This window comes from Pseudomonas sp. LBUM1651 (assembly GCF_059716135.1).
In genome coordinates this window covers 3,916,684-3,932,849 of sequence record NZ_CP166805.1, presented here as the reverse complement: position 1 = coordinate 3,932,849, position 16,166 = coordinate 3,916,684, and the positions used below count along the sequence as shown (strand labels likewise).

Sequence of the window (16,166 nt, the reverse complement as noted above, 5' to 3'; positions counted from 1 at the left end):
GCTTAGCGGTCCACGTCGGCCATAACGAAATCGATACTACCCAGGTACGCGATCAAGTCCGCGACCATGCTGCCTTTGATCACCGAAGGGATCTGCTGCAGGTGCGGGAAGCTTGGGGTGCGAATCCGGGTGCGGTAGCTCATGGTGCCGCCATCGCTCGTCAGGTAATAACTGTTGATGCCCTTGGTCGCTTCGATCATCTGGAAGGATTCGTTGGCCGGCATGACCGGGCCCCACGAAACTTGCAGGAAGTGCGTGATCAGGGTCTCGATGTGCTGCAGCGTGCGCTCTTTCGGCGGCGGCGTGGTCAGCGGGTGATCCGCCTTGTACGGGCCTTCCGGCATGTTGCGCATGCACTGCTCGATGATCTTGATGCTCTGGCGCATTTCCTCGACGCGTACGATGCAACGATCGTAGGCATCGCCATTGGCGGCCAGCGGCACTTCGAATTCGAAGTTCTCGTACCCGGAGTACGGGCGGGCTTTACGCAGGTCGAAGTCGCAACCGGTCGAACGCAGGCCGGCACCGGTGACGCCCCATTCGAAGGCCTCTTTGGTGTTGTAGGCGGCGACGCCGATGGTCCGGCCTTTGAGGATGCTGTTGTCCAGTGCGGCTTTCTGGTATTCGTCCAGACGCTTAGGCATCCACTCGACGAAGTCTTTTACCAGTTTTTCCCAGCCGCGCGGCAGGTCGTGGGCGACGCCACCGATGCGGTACCAGGCCGGGTGCAGACGGAAACCGGTGATGGCTTCGATCACCGTGTACGCCTTCTGGCGGTCGGTGAAGGTGAAGAATACCGGGGTCATGGCGCCAACGTCCTGGATGTAAGTCCCCAGGAACAGCAGGTGGCTGGTGATCCGGAAGAACTCGGCCATCATGATGCGGATGACGTCGACCTTCTCGGGCACCTTGATACCGGCCAGCTTCTCGACCGAGAGCACGTACGGCAGGTTGTTCATCACGCCGCCGAGGTAGTCGATACGGTCGGTGTACGGAATGAAGCTGTGCCAGGACTGACGCTCGGCCATCTTCTCGGCACCACGGTGGTGGTAACCGACGTCCGGCACGCAGTCGACGATCTCTTCCCCGTCCAGCTGCAGGATGATGCGGAACGCACCGTGCGCGGAAGGGTGGTTGGGGCCGAGGTTGAGGAACATGTAGTCCTCGTTCGCCCCGGAACGCTTCATGCCCCAGTCTTCAGGCTTGAAGCGCGCGGCTTCTTCCTCAAGCTGTTGCTTGGCCAGGTTCAGGGTGAACGGGTCGAACTCGGTGGCACGGGCCGGGAAGTCCTTGCGTAGCGGGTGACCTTCCCAGGTCGGCGGCATCATGATGCGGGTCAGGTGCGGGTGACCGGCAAAGTCGATGCCATACATGTCCCACACTTCACGCTCGTACCAGTTGGCGTTCGGCCAGATGCCGGTAACGGTCGGCACGCTGAGGTCGCCCTCGGACAAGGCGACCTTGATCATCACGTCACTGTTACGTTCGATCGACATCAGGTGATAGAACACAGTGAAGTCGGCGCCGCTCGGCAGCCCTTGACGCTTGGTGCGCAGACGCTCGTCCACGCCGTGCAGGTCATAGAGCATGACGTACGGCTTGGGCAGGTTGCGCAGGAAGGTCAGGACTTCGACGAGTTTGGCACGGGCAACCCAAAGCACCGGCATGCCGGTGCGGGTAGGCTGGGCGGTGAACGCCTCAGGGCCAAAACGGTTATTCAGTTCGACGACCACATCCTGGTCGTCTGCCTTATAAGGCGGGATATACAGAGCACTGCCTGTAGTCATGGTTATTTATCGCTTTCGGTCAACGTAAAGAATGAAGCCAGTGTCTCGTTCTATTAAAGAAGCAGATCTGGATCAGACTTCGTCGGGGCTGCGCAGGTTGGTGACTGCGATTCGCTGTTCGCGGCGCTTTTCCTTCTCGGAAGGCATCTCGGCGCGATACACGCCTTGATCACCAACGACCCAGGAAAGTGGACGACGCTCCTGTCCAATCGACTCCTGCAAGAGCATCAAGCCTTGCAGAAAAGCTTCAGGGCGGGGCGGGCAGCCAGGCACGTAGACGTCCACGGGCAGGAACTTGTCCACCCCTTGAACGACGGAGTAGATGTCGTACATGCCACCGGAGTTGGCGCACGAACCCATGGAGATAACCCACTTTGGTTCGAGCATTTGCTCGTAGAGACGCTGGATGATCGGCGCCATCTTGATGAAGCAGGTACCGGCGATAACCATGAAATCCGCCTGGCGCGGCGATGCCCGGATAACCTCGGCGCCAAAGCGCGCGATGTCGTGGGGCGCCGTGAAGGCGGTAGTCATTTCCACATAGCAGCACGAAAGACCGAAGTTATACGGCCACAGGGAGTTCTTGCGCCCCCAGTTGATCGTGCCGTTAAGCACGTCTTCGAGCTTGCCCATGAAGATGTTTTTGTGGACTTGATCTTCTAACGGATCGGAAACGGTTTCCCGTTCGCCAATCGGATACTGCTCGTTAGGAGCATCGGGGTCGATCCTGGTGAGATTGTATTGCATTGCCAAAGCCTCATTGTTTCAGCTTCGCTTGCCGCTTAAGACGAGCTGCCGGAGCCCAGTCAAGGGCACCCACTCGAAATAGGTAGACAAGGCCTGCCAACAGAATTGCTATGAAAACGAGAGCTTCGACGAATCCGGTCCAGCCGCTTTCGCGGACGGACACAGACCAGGCAAAGAGAAAGAGGGCTTCGATATCGAAGATCACGAAGAGCATCGCGACCAGATAGAATTTGGCTGAGAGCCGCAAGCGGGCGCCACCTGTAGGTAGCATGCCGGACTCGAACGGTTCGTTTTTGCTGCGGCCCCAGGCTTTTGACCCGAGGAGGCTGGAGACGCCGAGCATGAAGGCGCAAAGGCCGACAACGCCCAGAAGGAAAATGGCAAAGCCCCAGTTATGGGCCATGAGTCCTGTCGCTTCGGGCATGCTGGTAATCCTTAACAGAGAGCAAAGGTCTCTGAGCTTGAAAAAGAAACAAAGCAGTGACGATATGTCGCAGCAATCAATCCCGCTGATTTTATGGCTAAACACCGTGCAAGTAAAATTCAGATAGCGAAATTATTTAGCGGAATAAGGACATAGGGTACCTCCAAAGCCACGCAGCCCATGCGTTGCGGGCATTAGCCGGGTTTTCATCAATATTGTTTTGTAGGGAATGTAACGAACATAGTTGTTGCTAAATGATAATCAATATTGTTTGGCTTGGTTTTTAAAGTGTTTAACGGGTGGGTGGCTGGGAAGTTGTCTTATATGCGCGTTACTGCAAGTAGCGGGCGGGGTCGTTTTACCGTCTTTTCCTGATCGGGAAACTGCTCTGGATCAACGTTTTTTGCTGCACGCGTGCCCCTGTAGGAGCGAGGCTTGCCCGCGAAGAATACGCCGCGGTGCTTTAGGCTTACCGCGTCATCGTTCTTCGCGGGCAAGCCTCGCTCCTACGGGGTGGTGGTGTTTCAAAAAATGCAGGCAAAAAAACGCCCCGAACCAGTCGGGGCGTCAGATGTGCGGCGTTGCGGTTAGTTCTTATTCGGTCCGCAACGGCCGTTTGTTCCGGTGAGTCAGATCAGTGGAACTGTTCTTCTTCAGTCGAACCGGTCAGCGCGGTGACCGAAGACGAGCCACCCTGGATCACAGTGGTCATGTCGTCGAAGTAGCCGGTGCCCACTTCCTGCTGGTGGGCCACGAAGGTGTAACCCTTGGCAGCGTCAGCGAATTCCTGCTCTTGCAGCTTCACGTAGGCAGTCATGTCGTTGCGGGCGTAGTCGTGCGCCAGGTTGAACATGCTGTGCCACATGTTGTGAATGCCGGCCAGGGTGATGAACTGGTGCTTGTAACCCATGGCGGACAATTCGCGCTGGAACTTGGCGATGGTCGCGTCGTCCAGGTTTTTCTTCCAGTTGAAGGAAGGCGAGCAGTTGTACGACAGCAGTTGGTCCGGGTATTCCTTCTTGATCGCTTCAGCGAAGCGACGAGCCTCGTCCAGATCCGGCTTGGCGGTTTCGCACCAGATCAGGTCGGCGTACGGCGCGTAAGCCAGGCCGCGTGAGATCGCCTGGTCCAGGCCGGCGCGCACTTTGTAGAAGCCTTCCTGGGTACGTTCGCCAGTCACGAATGGCTGGTCGTACGGGTCGCAATCGGAGGTCAGCAGGTCAGCTGCGTTAGCGTCGGTACGCGCCAGGATGATGGTCGGAGTACCGGCAACGTCAGCCGCCAGACGGGCAGCGGTTAGCTTCTGTACAGCTTCCTGGGTAGGAACCAGTACCTTGCCGCCCATGTGGCCGCATTTTTTCACGGAAGCCAGTTGGTCTTCGAAGTGAACGCCTGCGGCGCCTGCTTCGATCATGCTCTTCATCAGCTCGTAAGCGTTCAGTACGCCGCCGAAACCGGCTTCGGCGTCAGCCACGATTGGTGCGAAGTAGTCGATGTAACCTTCGTCGCCCGGGTTCTTGCCGGCTTTCCACTGGATCTGGTCGGCACGACGGAACGAGTTGTTGATGCGCTTGACCACGGTTGGAACCGAGTCCACCGGGTAAAGCGACTGATCCGGGTACATCGATTCGGCGGAGTTGTTGTCCGCTGCTACTTGCCAGCCCGACAGGTAGATCGCCTGGATACCGGCTTTGACTTGTTGCACAGCCTGGCCGCCGGTCAGGGCGCCCATGCAGTTGACGAAATCTTTCTCAGGACGGAAGGATGGCTTGGCACCCTGGGTCACCAGGTTCCACAGCTTCTCGGCGCCCATTTTTGCAAAGGTGTGCTCAGGTTGAACCGAGCCACGCAGGCGGACGACGTCAGCAGCGGAGTAAGCGCGTGTCACGCCTTTCCAGCGTGGGTTTTCAGCCCAGTCTTTTTCGAGGGCTGCAATTTGCTGTTCGCGTGTCAGTGCCATGGAGATAAACCTCGTCGCATAGGTCTGGGGTGGAAAATTCCTGCTCCTGCCAAACACGCAATTTCAAAGGGGCGCATGAGGCTGCTCGCTGACCAGAAGCTTAGGCGGTCAAGTCGGATTCGACGGGATTGGCGACGGGATGAACGATGGGCTCGAGGGGAAGTGAGCAGGTAAGGGCGAACTGGCGAGCGCATTCGGGCGTCGTGGGCCTTGGTACGAACTTCAGTGTGGAGCCGGGTTACCTAATTACGCTTCCGTCCCTCGGGACAACTTCGTTCCAGTCGGCAACCTCGTCAAACACACCTTGTGGGCGGTACAGACACGAAACGGCTCGCGGAGTAGATGCGAGCATCGCTTCGAAGGCCCTTGCCAGGGCCCCTGATTAGCGGGAGCGAGGCCATCATGCCTTCGCTTTTTTGGCTCGTCAAACGTTTTGTAGTGCTTTTTTTCAAGCACTACATCTTTGGTCTAATACGACTAATCAGTCAGTTTTCGGTGGTTTAGTCCAAAGTGTCGACTTTCACCCGCAGGGTCATGTCATCCCGGCCCTGAGTCGAGTAGCTGCGGGTCAGGCCCTGTTTGTCGGCCTGAGTCTGGCGGTTCATGCCGGCCAGGGTGATCCATTCGCCGAGGCGTCCGGTGACGGTTGTGTCGGTGCTTTGCACGTTCACTACATCGGGACGTTCCTGGCTCATGCGGTCACGGTTGGTGCTGATCGACAGGTGAACGATGTCGCCGGTGACGCTCGCGGTGACATAGAAACCCTGGGTGACGTTGCGGTATTCGGTCTGGCTGCGCGGATCGCCATAGCCATCGATCTGCGTGCTGGTCAGCGGTACGCTTTGGCCTACCTGAATCAGCGCCGGTGCGCCTTCGCTGGCCTGGACTTGCTGAATGCCGCCGTCACGGCTTTCGGTGCTGCGATTGATGATTCGGGTCTGGCTCGGTTTGGCGCCATTGACCGAATAACCCTGGTCACCCTGGAAGTTGTTTTCGTTGGTGTCGACGGTGATCAGCAGGCGCTTTGGCTGAGTATCGAGTTGGGCGACAAGGGCTTTAAGTTCGTCGATCTTGCGCTGATCAGCATTGACGATCAGTTGGTTGCCATAGGCGCTGACCTGGCCATCCTTGCCGATAAAATCCTGGGCCATCGGCAGCATGTCGGCGCTGGTGTGGTAGTTCAGCGGCACGATCTCGGTGGCGGCCATGACCGAAAAACTGCAGGTCAGCAGCAGCGTGGTGAGCAGGGTGCGTAGGGACATATCCGTTATCTCCGACTTCTTGATGTTTGTAGGAGCAAGCTTGCTCGCGATGGACGTGAACGATGACACGCGTTTACTGGATAAGCGTGGTGCTTTGAAGTCCATCGTCGGAACGCCGCCCGGAGCAAGCTCGCTCCTACAGGATTTGATATTGCCAGTTTGTCGGCCCGCCGTGGGGCAAGTTGAATCGTAGACAGCAAAACGCCCCGGCATCGGTCGATGGCGGGGCATTTTGTGGTGTTCTTTCGGGCCTTTGTGGCGAGGGGGCAAGCCCCCTCGCCACAGGTCTCAAGCCGAGTGACGTACCATGTCCACATGCGGAATCCCGGCTTCCAGGAATTCCTCACTGACCAGGCTGAAGCCCAGGCGCTCATAGAACGCCGTAGCCTGAACCTGCGCGCTCAGCATCTGCTGCTTCAACCCGCACTTCTCGGCTTCACCGATCACCGCTTGCATCAGTGCATCGCCCACCTTCAAGCCGCGCCAGTCTTTCAGCACCGACACCCGGCCGACATGCCCATCGGGCAGCAGGCGGGCGGTGCCAATCGGGAAGTCGCCTTCGAAGGCCAGGAAATGCACCGCTGTCGCATCATCGGCGTCCCATTCCAGTTCAGGCGGAACGGATTGCCCGGCGATGAACACCGTCTCACGAATGCGCCGGATCTCAGCGTTGTCCTTTTGCCAGTCTGCGACACGTACGTGAATTTTATTCATCAGCGAACCCCAGGCTTCCTTGCTTGATCAGTTCACACAGCAGGCCGCGACCATCTTCGTCGCTCAGCCACTCGCCGAGGTTGTCGATGTGCAGCGAATCGGCGGCGCAGATCATTTTCAGCAGCTCGCGCAGTTTGCCTGGCAGGTAGCGGCTCTGGCCGCTGGCGAACAGCAGAAGGTCGTCATCGACTTCGGACCACGCCAGGCGCGCACTCGGATTGCGGATCAGCACAGCGCCTTGCTCGAGGCTGGCGAGCAGATCGTCTTCTTCGATTTCTTCCGGGCCGACCACCAGTTCCGGGTAACGCGGCTCGGTCATGAACTGGCCGAACCAGGTCAGCAGCAGGCGCTCGTCGCTCATGTGCTCGGCCAGCAGGCCTTTCAAGCGATCTAGGGCGTCGTGCTGGATCTGATGCGGATCGACCGCCGGCAGGGCATCGGCGTCGGTGTAACGCTCTTCGTCCGTCAGGAACTGGCTGAGGAAGTCGGTGAAGTGGGTCAGCACTTCAGCGGCGCTCGGCGCACGGAAACCGACGGAATAGGTCAGGCAATCATCAACGGCCACGCCGCAATGAGCCAGGCGCGGCGGCAGGTACAGCATGTCGCCCGGTTCCAGCACCCACTCATCGGTGGCTTCGAAATCGGCGAGGATGCGCAGGTCCGCGTGTTGCAGCAGCGGGCTCTCGGAGTTGCACATCTGGCCGATTTTCCAGTTGCGCTTGCCGTGGCCCTGCAGCAGGAACACGTCGTAGTTATCGAAGTGCGGACCGACGCTGCCACCGGGGGCGGCGAAGCTGATCATCACGTCGTCGATGCGCCAGCTCGGCAGGAAGCGGAACTGTTCCAGCAATTCGCTGACTTCCGGCACGAACTGGTCAACCGCTTGAACCAGCAGGGTCCACTCGCGTTCCGGTAATTTGCTGAATTCGTCTTCGGCGAACGGGCCGCGGCGCAATTCCCAAGGGCGCTCGCCGTGCTCGATGATCAGACGCGATTCGACTTCTTCTTCCAGCGCCAGGCCGGCCAGTTCGTCGGCGTCGATCGGGCTTTCGAAATCAGGAATTGCCTGACGGATCAGCAGCGGTTTTTTCTGCCAGTAGTCACGCAGGAATTCGCGCGCCGTGATGCCACCCAGAAGTTGAAGAGGAATATCAGGATTCATGTGTAACCTATTGAAAAAAAGCACTTTTCAGACGGGAATAAAAACGCCCGGCGCTGCCGGGCGTCTCAAACGGGTAAAGCGGTCGATCAGATGCGCCTGGCTTGCTCTACAGCGTTGCCGATGTAGTTCGCCGGGGTGAGCAATTTCAGCTCGGCCTTGGCGGCGGCAGGCATGTCCAGGCCGTCGATGAAAGTTTGCAGCGCTTCAGGGCTGATGCCCTTGCCGCGGGTCAACTCTTTCAGCTTCTCGTACGGGTTTTCGATGTTGTAGCGACGCATCACGGTCTGGATCGGCTCGGCCAATACTTCCCAGCAAGCGTCGAGGTCAGCAGCGATCTTCTGAGCGTTGAGCTCCAGTTTGCTGATGCCTTTGAGGCTGGCTTCGTACGCGATCACGCTGTGGGCGAAGCCGACACCGAGGTTACGCAGAACGGTGGAGTCGGTCAGGTCGCGCTGCCAGCGGGAGATCGGCAGCTTGCTCGCCAGGTGCTGGAACAGTGCGTTGGCGATACCCAGGTTGCCTTCGGAGTTTTCGAAGTCGATCGGGTTGACCTTGTGCGGCATGGTCGACGAACCGATTTCGCCAGCGATGGTGCGCTGTTTGAAATAACCCAGGGAGATGTAGCCCCAGATGTCGCGGTCGAAGTCGATCAGGATCGTGTTGAAACGGGCGATCGCGTCGAACAGCTCGGCGATGTAGTCGTGCGGTTCGATCTGCGTGGTGTACGGGTTGAAGCCCAGGCCCAGCTCGTCTTCGATGAAAGCGCGGGCGTTTTCTTCCCAGTCGATCTCAGGGTAGGCCGACAGGTGAGCGTTGTAGTTGCCCACAGCGCCGTTGATCTTGCCCAGCAGCGGAACGGCAGCGACCTGAGCGATCTGACGCTCCAGGCGGTAAACCACGTTCGCCAGCTCTTTGCCCAGGGTGGTCGGCGAGGCTGGTTGACCGTGGGTGCGCGACAGCATTGGCACGTCGGCGAAACGGATGGCCAGCTCGCGGATGGCGTTGGCGGTCTGGCGCATCAGCGGCAGCATCACGTCATCACGGCCTTCGCGCAGCATCAGGGCGTGGGACAGGTTGTTGATGTCCTCGCTGGTGCAGGCAAAGTGGATGAATTCGCTCACGGCAGCCAGTTCCGGCAGTTTGGCCGCTTGCTCTTTGAGCAGGTATTCGATGGCTTTGACGTCGTGGTTGGTGGTGCGCTCGATCTCTTTGACGCGCTCGGCGTGCTCCAGAGAGAAGTTTTCCGCCAGGGTGTTCAGCACAGCGTTGGCTTCGGCGGAGAACGCCGGCACTTCGCTGATGGCAGGGTGGGCGGCCAGGCGCTGGAGCCAGCGCACTTCAACCAGAACGCGAGCACGGATCAGACCGTATTCGCTGAAAATTGGGCGCAGGGCCTGGGTTTTGCCGGCGTAGCGGCCGTCAACAGGGGAAACCGCAGTGAGCGAAGAAAGCTGCATGGGGTGTTCTCGGACAGTCGGGCAACGAAATGGGGCGCGTATCATACATGAAAAAATCCGCCGGTCCGTTGCCAACTGACCAGCGTATTACGCGTTACTGACTACAAAACGGTGTTGCGGGCGCGGTTCAGCTGCTGCGCATCAGCGGGTAAAGCTCTTTGAGCAACTTGCGACGGCTGACCACCAACTGCCAGCGATGACCGCCCAACTGCCGCCACAGGCGCGCCGAACGAATCCCCGCCAGCAACAGCGCGCGGATCTTCGAGGCGTTGCTCGGTTGCTGCAGGTTGCGCATGTCACCGTGAACCTGAATCCGTTGGCGCAAGGTGCTCAGCGTGTCCTGGTACAACGCGCCGCACGCCGCGATCACGTTTTCGTGAGCCGGGCCGAAATGCTCGACCTGAGACTGAATCTGCGGCAGGCGCTTGCCGATTACGTCGAGCATGTCGCCGCGTTTGGCCAGTTGGCGCTCCAGCCCCAGCATCGCCAGGGCGTAACGCAGCGGTTCGCGCTGAAGGGTGCTCGGGTCGCGTTCGAGGGCACCAATCAAGGCGCGGTAGCCTTCTCGCAAGTTGATGTCGTCACCGCCGTAGACTTCCAGCGTGTCCTTGGGGTCGCGAATCAACAGGCTACCGAGCATGCACGTCAGGCCGGCTTCGGTGCTCTGGCCGGTTTTGGCGATCTTGTCGACCAGTACGGCAGCGAGAAACACGCCGCCCAGGGCCGTCAATTGCTCCTGAGTCGGGCTCATTGCTGCGCGCCTTGAAGGGTGCCCTTGCTCGTCCACGGTTCCGCCACTTCGATCACGCCGCCGCCAAGGCAGATTTCACCGTCGTAGAACACCACGGACTGCCCCGGGGTGACCGCGCGTTGCGGGTCATCGAAGGTCGCGCGGTAGCCGGTGGCGGTTTTTTCCAGTGTGCAAGGCTGGTCGCTCTGGCGATAACGGACTTTGGCGGTCAGCTTGCGCGGCTCGGTCAGGTCGATCGGGTTGACCCAATAGATGTCCGAGGCGAGCAGGGCGCGGGAGAACAGATAAGGGTGGTCATTGCCCTGGCCAACGATCAACTCGTTGTGTTCCAGGTCTTTGATCAGCACGTACCACGGCTCGTCGCTGGCGTCTTTCAAGCCGCCGATGCCGAGGCCCTGACGCTGGCCGATGGTGTGGTACATCAAGCCGTGGTGGCGGCCGATGACTTCACCTTCGGTGGTCTTGATTTCGCCGGGCTGGGCCGGAAGGTATTGCTTGAGGAAATCGCTGAAACGGCGCTCGCCGATAAAGCAGATCCCGGTGGAATCCTTTTTCTTTGCGGTCGCCAGTTCGTATTTCTCGGCAATCGCACGTACCTGGGGTTTTTCCAGTTCGCCGACCGGGAACAGCGTCTTGGCGATCTGTTCGCCGCCGACGGCGTGCAGGAAGTAGCTCTGGTCCTTGTTCGGGTCCAGGCCCTTGAGCAGCTCGGTACGGCCATCGATGTCACGACGGCGCACGTAGTGACCGGTGGCGATCAGGTCGGCACCGAGCACCATGGCGTAGTCGAGGAACGCCTTGAACTTGATCTCGCGGTTGCACAGGATGTCCGGGTTCGGCGTGCGGCCGGCCTTGTATTCGGCCAGGAAGTGCTCGAACACGTTGTCCCAGTACTCGGCAGCGAAGTTGGCGGTGTGCAGCTTGATGCCAATCCTGTCGCACACGGCCTGGGCGTCCGCCAGGTCATCCATGGCGGTGCAGTATTCCGTTCCATCGTCTTCTTCCCAGTTCTTCATGAACAGGCCTTCCACCTCATAACCCTGCTCGATCAGCAGGAGAGCGGAAACGGAAGAGTCCACGCCGCCGGACATGCCGACAATGACGCGCTTCTTTTGTGTGTCAGAAGGGGCTGGATCACGCATAGGGATTCAATGAGTGTCTTGAAAAAGGACGCGATTCTAGCAGGCCGAAGCCCGCAAGGCTAAAGAGAAGGGCGGATCAGTTCGAGACTGAAGTGTTTGCCGTCCAGATAATCATCGATACAGCGGATGATCAGCTCACTGCGCCAGTTTGCGCGCTGTGCCAGCAGTTCGTCACGTGTCAGCCATTTTGCGCCGACAATACCGTCGTCCAACTGATAGTCGGGGTGATGCTTGAGCGGTTTTGCGCTGAAGCAGACCCGCTGGTAGGTCACGCCGTTGCTCGGGGCTGTGTAGAGGTAAATGCCCACCACGCCGGTCGGCTCGACGTCCCAGCCGGTTTCTTCAAGGGTTTCGCGTGCGGCGGCTTCGATCAGGGTTTCGTCCGGGTCGAGGTGGCCGGCGGGCTGGTTGAGTACCGTTCGTCCGTGTTTGGTTTCTTCGACCATCAGGAAACGGCCGTTGTCTTCGACGATGGTGGCGACGGTGATGTGGGGTTTCCAGTCCATGACGCTTCCTCAAATTCCAAAGGTTGAAACACTATCCCTGTGGGAGCTGGCCTGTCGGAACGCCGCATCGCAGCGATTGCGATTAGTCAGTCACCATCAATGTTGAATGATAAGCCGCTATCGCTGGCAGGCCAGCTCCCACAGGGTTTTGCGTTGTCTTCAAAAACAGAAACCCCGGCGCAGGGCCGGGGCTTCTTTGCATCCTTACAACCTTAAACCAGCGCAGCGATCGCGGCGTTGAAGGTGTTGCTCGGGCGCATGGCCTTGCTGATCAGCTCGGCATTGGCGTGGTAGTAACCGCCGATGTCCACTGGCTTGCCCTGAACGGCATTGAGCTCGGCAACGATGGTTACTTCGTTCTCGGTCAGGGTTTTGGCCAGCTGGCCGAACTGCGCTTGCAGTGCAGCGTCTTCGGTCTGGGCGGCCAGGGCCTGAGCCCAGTACAGCGCCAGGTAGAAGTGGCTGCCGCGGTTGTCGATGTTGCCGACTTTGCGCGATGGCGACTTGTTGTTGTCCAGGAACTGGCCGGTGGCCTGGTCCAGGGTCTTGGCCAAAACCAGCGCTTTAGGGTTGTTGTACGTCACACCCAGGTGCTCAAGGGAAGCGGCCAGGGCCAGGAACTCGCCCAGGGAATCCCAGCGCAGGAAGTTCTCTTCCAGCAGCTGTTGAACGTGCTTCGGTGCCGAACCGCCAGCGCCGGTTTCGAACAGACCGCCGCCATTCATCAGCGGAACGATCGACAGCATCTTGGCGCTGGTGCCCAGTTCCATGATCGGGAACAGGTCGGTCAGGTAGTCGCGCAATACGTTGCCGGTCACCGAGATGGTGTCCTTGCCTGCGCGAGTACGGTCCAGAGTGAACTTCATCGCGTCGACTGGCGCCATGATCTGGATGTCCAGGCCGGCAGTGTCGTGATCCTTCAGGTAAGCCTGAACTTTCTCGATCACTACGCCGTCGTGGGCGCGCATCGGGTCCAGCCAGAAAATCGCCGGGGTGCTGCTGGCGCGAGCGCGGTTGACGGCCAGTTTGACCCAGTCCTGGATCGGCGCGTCTTTGGTCTGGCACATGCGGAAGATGTCGCCGGCTTCCACCGATTGCTCCAGCAGCAGGCTGCCTTTGCTGTCAGTAACGCGAACAACGCCGTTTGCCTTGATCTGGAAAGTCTTGTCGTGCGAGCCATACTCTTCGGCTTTTTTCGCCATCAGGCCAACGTTTGGCACGCTGCCCATGGTGGTTGGATCGAAAGCGCCATTGACCTTGCAGTCTTCGATCACCGCCTGGTAGATGGTGGCGTAGCAGCGATCCGGGATCACAGCCTTGGTGTCGTGCAACTGACCGTCAGTGCCCCACATTTTGCCGGAGTCACGGATCATCGCCGGCATCGAGGCGTCGACGATCACGTCGCTCGGCACGTGCAGGTTGGTGATGCCTTTGTCGGAGTTGACCATGGCCAACGACGGACGAACGGCGTAGACCGCCTGGATGTCCGCTTCGATCTGCGCTTGCTGCTCGGCAGGCAAAGCCTTGATGCGAGCGTACAGGTCGCCGATGCCGTTGTTCAGGTTGAAGCCGATCTGTGCCAGCACGTCAGCGTGCTTGGCCAGTGCGTCTTTATAGAACTCGGCAACGATCTGGCCGAACATGATCGGGTCGGAGACCTTCATCATGGTGGCTTTCAGGTGAACCGACAGCAGCACGCCCTTGGCTTTGGCGTCTTCGATCTCGGCAGCGATGAAGCTGCGCAGAGCGTTTTTGCTCATGACCGCGCAATCGAGGATCTCACCGGCTTGCACGGTGGTCTTTTCTTTCAGGACGGTGGTTGTGCCGTCTTGAGCGATCAGTTCGATTTTGACGGCGTCAGCGGCGTCGATCAGGGCAGCTTTTTCGCTGCCGTAGAAATCACCGGTGCTCATGTGCGCGACGTGGGACTTGGAGTCCGCAGCCCAGGCGCCCATTTTGTGCGGGTGCTTGCGTGCATAGTTCTTGACCGACAGCGGGGCGCGACGATCGGAGTTGCCTTCGCGTAGAACCGGGTTCACGGCGCTGCCCTTGATCTTGTCGTAACGCGACTTGGCTTCTTTGTCGGCGTCGCTGGTCAAGGTTTCCGGGTAGTCCGGCAGTGCGAAGCCCTGGGCTTGCAGCTCTTTGATCGCGGCCTGCAGTTGCGGAACCGAAGCGCTGATGTTAGGCAGCTTGATGATGTTGGCTTCAGGCGTAACGGCCAGGTCGCCCAGTTCGGCGAGGTGGTCGGCTACGGCTTTGTCACCCAATTGCTCGGGGAAGCTGGCCAGGATGCGCCCTGCAAGAGAGATATCGCGGGTTTCAACGGCGATATCAGCCGAGGCGGTGAAAGCCTCTACGATAGGCAGCAGTGAATAGGTGGCGAGGGCTGGGGCTTCGTCGGTGAAGGTATAGATGATCTTCGAGCGGGTGGGCATATTCGGATTAACTCTCTCTTCTTTGCTAAAGCGTGCGCAGAAACTCGAGGGCGCCGGGTAAGCGCGTTCGTTCAAAGTCATCCATGAGCCGAATGTCGAGATTTGTGCGCGGTGATGTTGGGTGCATCAGTCGAGCGTCAAGCGGGTGGACTGTGGTAACAATCCTGCTTTCAGGCCCGAAGTCTCGGCTACTTATTCAGTCGCAGGAGAGGTCGGCCGTGGTGACTCTATGGTCAACGGGCGGCATTATACATAGGTAGCTGGCAATCTGCCGATGGTTCATATGCAACGATTCTCGTCCATTGGTCTAAAGGTCGCAGGGGAGCGTGGAGCGTAGAGTCTTGCACCGTGCTTGAGTTTGGCGCTTTTCCCTTTGCTTTCAGGCTTGTACGTCGCGAACTGTGCAGCTTTGCGGCAGATGGATGGAACATAGGGTTTGCGTGCCGATTTAACTGGGGTACGCTCGAACGAAGCCAGATGTTCAATCCAAACAATGGAGTTCAGCATGGGATACAAGAAGATTCAGGTTCCAGCCGTCGGCGACAAAATCACCGTCAACGCGGACCATTCTCTCAATGTTCCTAACAACCCGATCATCCCCTTCATCGAAGGCGATGGTATTGGGGTTGATATCAGCCCGGTCATGATCAAGGTTGTCGATGCTGCTGTTAAGAAGGCTTACGGCGGCGAGCGCAAAATTTCCTGGATGGAAGTCTACGCCGGGGAGAAAGCGACTCAGGTTTACGATCAGGACACCTGGCTGCCTCAGGAAACCCTGGACGCAGTCAAGGACTACGTGGTTTCCATCAAGGGCCCTCTGACCACGCCGGTCGGCGGCGGCATCCGTTCCCTGAACGTGGCCCTGCGTCAGCAACTCGACCTGTACGTCTGCCTGCGCCCGGTGCGCTGGTTCGAAGGCGTGCCGAGCCCGGTCAAGAAGCCAGGCGACGTCGACATGACGATCTTCCGCGAAAACTCGGAAGACATTTATGCCGGTATCGAATGGAAGGCCGGTTCCCCGGAAGCGACCAAGGTCATCAAGTTCCTCAAAGAAGAAATGGGCGTCACCAAGATCCGTTTCGATGAGAACTGCGGTATCGGCATCAAGCCGGTGTCCCTGGAAGGCACCAAGCGTCTGGCGCGCAAGGCCCTGCAATATGTGGTCGACAATGACCGCGATTCGCTGACCATCGTGCATAAAGGCAACATCATGAAGTTCACCGAAGGTGCCTTCAAGGAATGGGCCTACGAAGTGGCGGCTGAAGAGTTCGGCGCGACCCTGCTCGACGGCGGTCCATGGATGCAGTTCAAAAACCCGAAAACCGGCAAGAACGTCATCGTCAAGGATGCCATCGCCGACGCCATGCTCCAGCAGATCCTGCTGCGCCCGGCCGAATACGATGTGATCGCGACCCTGAACCTGAACGGCGACTACCTCTCCGACGCCCTGGCGGCGGAAGTGGGCGGTATCGGTATCGCGCCGGGTGCCAACCTGTCCGACACCGTGGCCATGTTCGAAGCCACCCACGGTACTGCGCCGAAGTACGCCGGCAAGGACCAGGTCAATCCGGGTTCGCTGATCCTGTCCGCAGAGATGATGCTGCGTCACATGGGCTGGACCGAAGCCGCCGACCTGATCATCAAGGGCACCAACGGCGCGATCTCCGCGAAGACCGTGACCTATGACTTCGAACGTCTGATGGAAGGCGCGAAGCTGGTGTCTTCTTCCGGCTTCGGCGACGCGCTGATCTCGCACATGTAAGCATTCGCACCAAAAAAAACCGCCTTCGGGCGGTTTTTTTATGACTGGATGATA

At 59.0% G+C, this 16,166-nt stretch carries 13 protein-coding genes; 1 reads left to right on the top strand and 12 read right to left on the bottom strand.

Features of this window, described 5'->3' with window-relative positions; all coding sequences use genetic code 11:
• Nucleotides 1-2 precede the first annotated feature (2 nt).
• From nuoC to ACA066_RS18255, 12 genes are all read right to left on the bottom strand, one after another.
• Nucleotides 3-1,787 (bottom strand): NADH-quinone oxidoreductase subunit C/D, encoded by a 1,785-nt coding sequence (gene nuoC, locus ACA066_RS18310; RefSeq protein ID WP_214377215.1) that lies wholly within the window; start codon nucleotides 1,785-1,787, stop codon nucleotides 3-5.
• Nucleotides 1,788-1,859: 72 nt separating this feature from the next.
• The gene (locus tag ACA066_RS18305; protein WP_007946424.1) at nucleotides 1,860-2,534 is read right to left on the bottom strand and encodes a NuoB/complex I 20 kDa subunit family protein; all 675 of its coding nucleotides are present in this window, start codon (nucleotides 2,532-2,534) and stop codon (nucleotides 1,860-1,862) included.
• A gap of 10 nt (nucleotides 2,535-2,544) precedes the next feature.
• Nucleotides 2,545-2,958, bottom strand: a complete 414-nt coding sequence (locus ACA066_RS18300) for an NADH-quinone oxidoreductase subunit A (RefSeq protein WP_008146033.1) — start codon at nucleotides 2,956-2,958, stop codon at nucleotides 2,545-2,547.
• A gap of 634 nt (nucleotides 2,959-3,592) precedes the next feature.
• Nucleotides 3,593-4,918: an isocitrate lyase gene (aceA, locus tag ACA066_RS18295; protein ID WP_497696066.1), complete on the bottom strand. Its 1,326-nt coding sequence runs from the start codon at nucleotides 4,916-4,918 to the stop codon at nucleotides 3,593-3,595.
• A 500-nt stretch (nucleotides 4,919-5,418) separates the two neighbouring features.
• Nucleotides 5,419-6,180: a secretin N-terminal domain-containing protein gene (locus ACA066_RS18290; protein WP_497696065.1), complete on the bottom strand. Its 762-nt coding sequence runs from the start codon at nucleotides 6,178-6,180 to the stop codon at nucleotides 5,419-5,421.
• A gap of 288 nt (nucleotides 6,181-6,468) precedes the next feature.
• Nucleotides 6,469-6,894, bottom strand: coding sequence for a GNAT family N-acetyltransferase (locus tag ACA066_RS18285; RefSeq protein ID WP_497696064.1), 426 nt, complete (start codon nucleotides 6,892-6,894; stop codon nucleotides 6,469-6,471).
• Nucleotides 6,887-8,056: a ribosomal protein uL16 3-hydroxylase gene (locus ACA066_RS18280; RefSeq protein ID WP_497696063.1), complete on the bottom strand. Its 1,170-nt coding sequence runs from the start codon at nucleotides 8,054-8,056 to the stop codon at nucleotides 6,887-6,889. Before ACA066_RS18280 ends, ACA066_RS18285 begins: the two co-directional genes overlap by 8 nt.
• An 86-nt stretch (nucleotides 8,057-8,142) precedes the next feature.
• On the bottom strand, nucleotides 8,143-9,513 hold the full coding sequence (gene purB, locus ACA066_RS18275) for an adenylosuccinate lyase (RefSeq protein WP_497696062.1): 1,371 nt from the start codon (nucleotides 9,511-9,513) through the stop codon (nucleotides 8,143-8,145).
• A gap of 127 nt (nucleotides 9,514-9,640) precedes the next feature.
• Entirely contained in the window at nucleotides 9,641-10,264 is a 624-nt protein-coding gene (gene hflD, locus ACA066_RS18270) for a high frequency lysogenization protein HflD (RefSeq protein ID WP_497696061.1), read from the bottom strand.
• A complete protein-coding gene (mnmA, locus tag ACA066_RS18265) occupies nucleotides 10,261-11,406 on the bottom strand; it encodes a tRNA 2-thiouridine(34) synthase MnmA (RefSeq protein ID WP_497696060.1) in 1,146 nt (381 codons plus the stop codon). Before mnmA ends, hflD begins: the two co-directional genes overlap by 4 nt.
• A 59-nt stretch (nucleotides 11,407-11,465) precedes the next feature.
• The gene (locus ACA066_RS18260) at nucleotides 11,466-11,912 is read right to left on the bottom strand and encodes an NUDIX hydrolase (RefSeq protein WP_497696059.1); all 447 of its coding nucleotides are present in this window, start codon (nucleotides 11,910-11,912) and stop codon (nucleotides 11,466-11,468) included.
• 212 nt (nucleotides 11,913-12,124) lie between these two features.
• A complete protein-coding gene (locus ACA066_RS18255) occupies nucleotides 12,125-14,350 on the bottom strand; it encodes an NADP-dependent isocitrate dehydrogenase (RefSeq protein WP_497696058.1) in 2,226 nt (741 codons plus the stop codon).
• A 505-nt stretch (nucleotides 14,351-14,855) separates the two neighbouring features.
• Here ACA066_RS18255 and icd point away from each other — a divergent pair.
• Nucleotides 14,856-16,112, top strand: a complete 1,257-nt coding sequence (icd, locus tag ACA066_RS18250; RefSeq protein WP_305446148.1) for an NADP-dependent isocitrate dehydrogenase — start codon at nucleotides 14,856-14,858, stop codon at nucleotides 16,110-16,112.
• Nucleotides 16,113-16,166: the final 54 nt, after the last annotated feature.

Coding starts and splice junctions, on each gene's coding strand:
- nuoC (WP_214377215.1), bottom strand. CDS start 1,787: ATGACTACAGGCAGTGCTCTGTATATCCCGCCTTATAAGGCAGACGAC.
- ACA066_RS18305 (WP_007946424.1), bottom strand. CDS start 2,534: ATGCAATACAATCTCACCAGGATCGACCCCGATGCTCCTAACGAGCAG.
- ACA066_RS18300 (WP_008146033.1), bottom strand. CDS start 2,958: ATGCCCGAAGCGACAGGACTCATGGCCCATAACTGGGGCTTTGCCATT.
- aceA (WP_497696066.1), bottom strand. CDS start 4,918: ATGGCACTGACACGCGAACAGCAAATTGCAGCCCTCGAAAAAGACTGG.
- ACA066_RS18290 (WP_497696065.1), bottom strand. CDS start 6,180: ATGTCCCTACGCACCCTGCTCACCACGCTGCTGCTGACCTGCAGTTTT.
- ACA066_RS18285 (WP_497696064.1), bottom strand. CDS start 6,894: ATGAATAAAATTCACGTACGTGTCGCAGACTGGCAAAAGGACAACGCT.
- ACA066_RS18280 (WP_497696063.1), bottom strand. CDS start 8,056: ATGAATCCTGATATTCCTCTTCAACTTCTGGGTGGCATCACGGCGCGC.
- purB (WP_497696062.1), bottom strand. CDS start 9,513: ATGCAGCTTTCTTCGCTCACTGCGGTTTCCCCTGTTGACGGCCGCTAC.
- hflD (WP_497696061.1), bottom strand. CDS start 10,264: ATGAGCCCGACTCAGGAGCAATTGACGGCCCTGGGCGGCGTGTTTCTC.
- mnmA (WP_497696060.1), bottom strand. CDS start 11,406: ATGCGTGATCCAGCCCCTTCTGACACACAAAAGAAGCGCGTCATTGTC.
- ACA066_RS18260 (WP_497696059.1), bottom strand. CDS start 11,912: ATGGACTGGAAACCCCACATCACCGTCGCCACCATCGTCGAAGACAAC.
- ACA066_RS18255 (WP_497696058.1), bottom strand. CDS start 14,350: ATGCCCACCCGCTCGAAGATCATCTATACCTTCACCGACGAAGCCCCA.
- icd (WP_305446148.1), top strand. CDS start 14,856: ATGGGATACAAGAAGATTCAGGTTCCAGCCGTCGGCGACAAAATCACC.